We start from the raw sequence: 4443 nt of genomic DNA on the forward strand, positions 1-4443 counted from the left end.
AGGTGAGCCAGCGTGGCTAAAAATAAGAAGGCCGGTCTCGGCCGTGGTTTGAATTCTCTTCTTGGCGGGTATGAAGCGCCCGCCGAGCCTGCTCGTGTAGCGCCCGAACGTCAGGTGGAACGCGTTGTGACGCAGGCGGCTTCGGTCGCGGAACCCGCACCTGCCGCACCTGCCTCCGTTGTCGAACGCGAAGTGATTCGTGAGGAAGACCTCGCTCCCGAAGATCGCGAAACGCTCGATGGCGAGAAGTATTCCACTCCGAAGCAATACGCGAAGCCGACCGCCGCAACCGAGCCGCTGAGTTCGCGCATTGCGGTGAAGGATGTGGTGGCGAAGACGGAGCTCATCGAAGAGCCCGATGGCGTAACCATCAAAAGCGTCACCGAACGTCCCGCGACGCCCGCTGCCCGCTATATGGAGGAAGCCAATCGTCCGAGCGCTCTTGATGCGCGTTTGATGCAGCGCGAGGTCGCGTCCGCGCCTCAAGCGACAGCTCCAGCGCCTCAAGCGACGGCTTCCGCCGCAACTCAGGCTCGGCCTCAAGTTGAAACTGCTGGGGTCCCCGAGTCTTCTGTTGAAATAACTCCTCATCATTTGGATGAGGTGCCTATCGAATTGGTGCATCCGAATCCGAACCAGCCACGTATGCATTTCAATAAGGAAGAGCTCGACGAGTTGGCGCTTTCAATTGAGAAAGATGGCCTGTTGCAGCCTATCTTGGTTCGCGAAGATGCTGAGGGCTATGAGATTATTGCCGGCGAGCGTCGTTGGCAAGCCTCCCAACTTGCTGGCCTGAAGAAGGTTCTGGTTCGCATCAAAGAGGCCGACGATATGAAGGTACTCGAGCTTGCGCTTATCGAGAACCTCCAACGCAGTGATTTGAACCCTATCGAAGAGGCGTATGGCTACAAACGCATGATGGAGCGCGGCAACCGCACGCAGTCTGAAGTTGCGAGTGCGGTTTCGAAAGGCCGCTCGACCATCGCGAACGCTTTGCGTTTGCTCGACCTTCCCGAAGACGCCCAACAGATGCTGTACGAGGAGAAAATCACGGCTGGTCACGCTCGCGCGATTTTGGCCATTCCTTCCGATGAAGGCCGTGCAAAGCTCACCGAAAAGCTTGCTAAGGAAAAGCTTTCGGTTCGTGAGGCCGAATCGCTCGCTCGCCTGATTGCTGGCCGCGAGAAGCAAAAGAACAATCCGGTGAAAAAGCCGCCAAAGCCCCGCTTCTTCCGCCGCGCCGCGAAAGACCTTTCTGAGTCATTTGATACGAAGGTTCAGGTTCGCAGCGTGAACGGAAAGAATAAGATCGAAATCGAATTCAAGGACGAAGAAGACCTGCATCGTCTCTACGACCTTATGAAGCATTCTGCTGAATAGCGCCGACATACAACCAAGGGCCTTCGCGATATTCCGAAGGCCTTTTCTTTCGACGAGGGATATACAACATGGTAGATATCAAAAAGGGCATTAAAGCGTATTCAAAGGAAGGCCTTGCCGAGTTTATGAAAAGCGCCGGCATGCCTGCATTCCGCGCGAAGCAAATCGAGCAATGGCTCTATCAAAAAGGAGCTACCTCGTATGATGAAATGACGAATCTCTCGAAGGACATGCGTGCGAAGCTCGCCGAAGCTGCCCCGCTGTATAGTGCGGAAATCGACGATCGACAGGTTTCTTGTGACGGCACGAGGAAATATATCGTTCGATATACCGATGGCTGCACGGCGGAAATGGTTGCCATGCCGTCGGGCGATCGCCTTACGGTATGCGTTTCGTCGCAAGTCGGTTGCGCGATGGCATGCTCATTCTGTGCTACAGGTAAAGAGGGATTCACGCGCAATTTGCTCCCCGGGGAAATTGTCGAGCAAGTACTGATCGCTCAGAACGATATGGGCACCCGCGTGAGCAACGTGGTTATCATGGGTCAAGGTGAACCGTTTTTGAATTACGGCAATACCCTTGCAGCCCTCCGTTTTCTGAATGGCAAAGATGGGCTCAACATTGGCGCGCGCCACATTACGGTTTCAACGTGCGGCATTCTCGATGGCATTCGAGCATTCGGCGCGGAACCCGAGCAGTTTATTCTGGCGGTTTCCCTGCATTCCGCCATCCAGGAAACTCGCGATGCTCTTATGCCTCGCGTGAAAAATCAATCGCTTTCCGCTTTACATCGTGCAATTGAGGAATACCAAGCCGATTGTGGCCGTCGAGTTTCGCTCGAATACCTTCTTATCAAAGGCTTCAACGACGATGACGACCACCTGCAGGCGCTCGTCGATTTCTGCGAGGGCATTTCCGCCCACGTGAATTTGCTGCCCCTCAATAATGTTTCGGGCTCCCCTTTTCAGCCCGCCTCCAAGCATCGCGTCGATGCATTCATTCGAACGCTTGAACGCGCGGGCGTCGAAGCAACCATGCGAGATTCACGCGGTGGCGACATTGCGGCGGCGTGCGGCCAGCTTAAAAATCAAAAACGCTAGGATCCGTACGCGATTCAAAAACGCTGAGATTCGCATCGCTAATACGAAGAATCGGTAACTTCAAATGCGGTTCGGCGTATGTTGTGTCGGCAGAAAATACGCCCAATGCAAGCATGGCTTACGTGCATGGGTTATATTGGGCAAAGGCAATTTAAGAGGGCGCGAGCCCATCGCGAAAAGCTGCGATAAGAGTGAGGAATGAAATGGCGTATTCAGGCAACCCGAAGGATTATTCCGTCGCTGTGGTGTATGGCGGCACAAGCGGCGAGCGCGAGGTGTCTTTGAATTCCGGCGTCGCATGCGCCGATGCATTGAAAGACGCTGGCTTCGCTGTTGACCTTGTCGACCCCTCGGTGAAAGAGGATCTGAAGAAGCTCATCGACGGCAATTACGACATCGCGTTTTTGGCGCTGCACGGCAAAGGCGGCGAAGACGGCACGATTCAGGGGTTCCTCGAAACGGTAGGCATTCCTTATACAGGATCGGGCATTCTCGCAAGTGCGCAGGCCGTGAATAAGGGCAAGGCAAAAGAGCTGTATGCCGCCGCTGGTTTGAACGTTGCTGCTTCCTCCGTTATTGGCAAGGGCGACGAGCTCGATGACGAAGACCTCAAAGAGATTTCCGCCGAGATTGGCATTCCCTGCGTGGTGAAGCCTACGACCGAGGGCAGCTCCCTCGGTATGACGATCGTCCATGAGTATGATGAATTGCGCGGCGCGATCGACTTGGCTTTGAGCGTCGACGAGGAAGCCATGATCGAAGCGTTTATCGAAGGCACCGAACTTACCGTGGGTGTTATTGGCAACGACGACCCGCGCGCGCTGCCTGTTATCCAAATCGTACCCACTGAAGATGAGTTCTATAACTTCCATGCGAAGTATGCTCAAGGCGGCAGCAAGCATTTGTGCCCCGCTCCGCTTTCCGCAGAGGCAACCGAAGCCGTGCAAGAGCTCGCGGTTGCGGCTCATTCGGTTTTGGGTTGCCGCGGCATTTCCCGCAGCGACGTGATGATGGATGCTGACGGCGTATGTTGGCTTCTTGAGACGAATACCCTGCCCGGCATGACGGGAACCTCGCTTGTTCCCGATGCGGCGAAAGTTGCAGGAATGAGCTTCCCTGAGCTGTGCGAAAAGATCGTCGCGCTCGGTTTGGAATAGACCAAATCGCTTAAATCAAATGAAACGAGCCCTGCGGTGGGTTTTCTCCTCCGCAGGGCTCGTTAGTCTACTAAGGTTTCGAAAATGTCTTAGAACGGCTTAGAAAAGGCCGAATTTATGGAGTGCCCAAACCACGAGCGTGACAACCGCCAGAATAAAGGCCCAACTTACGATGTAGCAGCCGACCTTTTTGGAACGAGCGGCGTCGAGCATGGAGTCGTGAACGCTGCGATGGTCTTTCAAAATCGCAGTGCGCCCGCCGCCGCGCGGGATTTTGATTTTTGAGGAAGGCTTCCATTCGGCAGGGTTGGCAAGCACGGAAACGATGCTGTCGTTGTTGAGCTTGGGATCGGGGCGCGATCCGTCGCCGGCTGCCTTTGCGAACGCCTTCAAGAAAACATTGAATTCCTCGGCGTAACGCGGTGCGAAGGCGATAAGGGCAACCTGACCCCAATACTCGCCCGGTTCGGGCTCTTCGCTGTAGGCGGTGAAGCTGAGCACGTAATGCAGCTCCCAGCCTTTTGCGGCCATGACGGCCGCGTTGTACGAGTCGTGGTTATTCAAAAAGCCAACCAATTGCCCGTAAGGATTTTTAAGCCACGCGACTTGCCTTTTGGAGTCATCGAGCACGAATTCGATGGTGCCAATGTCGCCCACGGCATTATCGGGGCCCGCGAGCGCTGCTCCTCCTTTTTTATCCGAGGTGTAAAAGCGAACATACTCGCCAAAATATATATCGCCGGGCTTATGAGAGGTCATGCGGCGTCCTTTCGTGGTAGGCTTCAAAACATATATGGATGAATGAA

At 54.8% G+C, this 4443-nt stretch carries 4 protein-coding genes; 3 read left to right on the forward strand and 1 reads right to left on the reverse strand.

Features of this window, described 5'->3' with window-relative positions; translation table 11 throughout:
* Positions 1-12 precede the first annotated feature (12 nt).
* The 3 genes from ACWI8T_RS08425 to ACWI8T_RS08435 all read left to right on the forward strand — a co-directional run bounded on the left by ACWI8T_RS08425 (position 13) and on the right by ACWI8T_RS08435 (position 3637).
* Positions 13-1380, forward strand: a complete 1368-nt coding sequence (locus ACWI8T_RS08425) for a ParB/RepB/Spo0J family partition protein (protein ID WP_449138617.1) — start codon at positions 13-15, stop codon at positions 1378-1380.
* A gap of 68 nt (positions 1381-1448) precedes the next feature.
* Positions 1449-2480, forward strand: a complete 1032-nt coding sequence (gene rlmN / locus ACWI8T_RS08430; RefSeq protein WP_449138618.1) for a 23S rRNA (adenine(2503)-C(2))-methyltransferase RlmN — start codon at positions 1449-1451, stop codon at positions 2478-2480.
* Between the two features lie 203 nt (positions 2481-2683).
* Entirely contained in the window at positions 2684-3637 is a 954-nt protein-coding gene (locus ACWI8T_RS08435; RefSeq protein ID WP_449138620.1) for a D-alanine--D-alanine ligase, read from the forward strand.
* A gap of 99 nt (positions 3638-3736) precedes the next feature.
* Here ACWI8T_RS08435 and ACWI8T_RS08440 read toward each other — a convergent pair.
* The coding region (locus ACWI8T_RS08440) for a hypothetical protein (RefSeq protein ID WP_449138619.1) at positions 3737-4443 on the reverse strand (707 nt) is incomplete at its 5' end.

The organism is Slackia sp., from assembly GCF_977041755.1.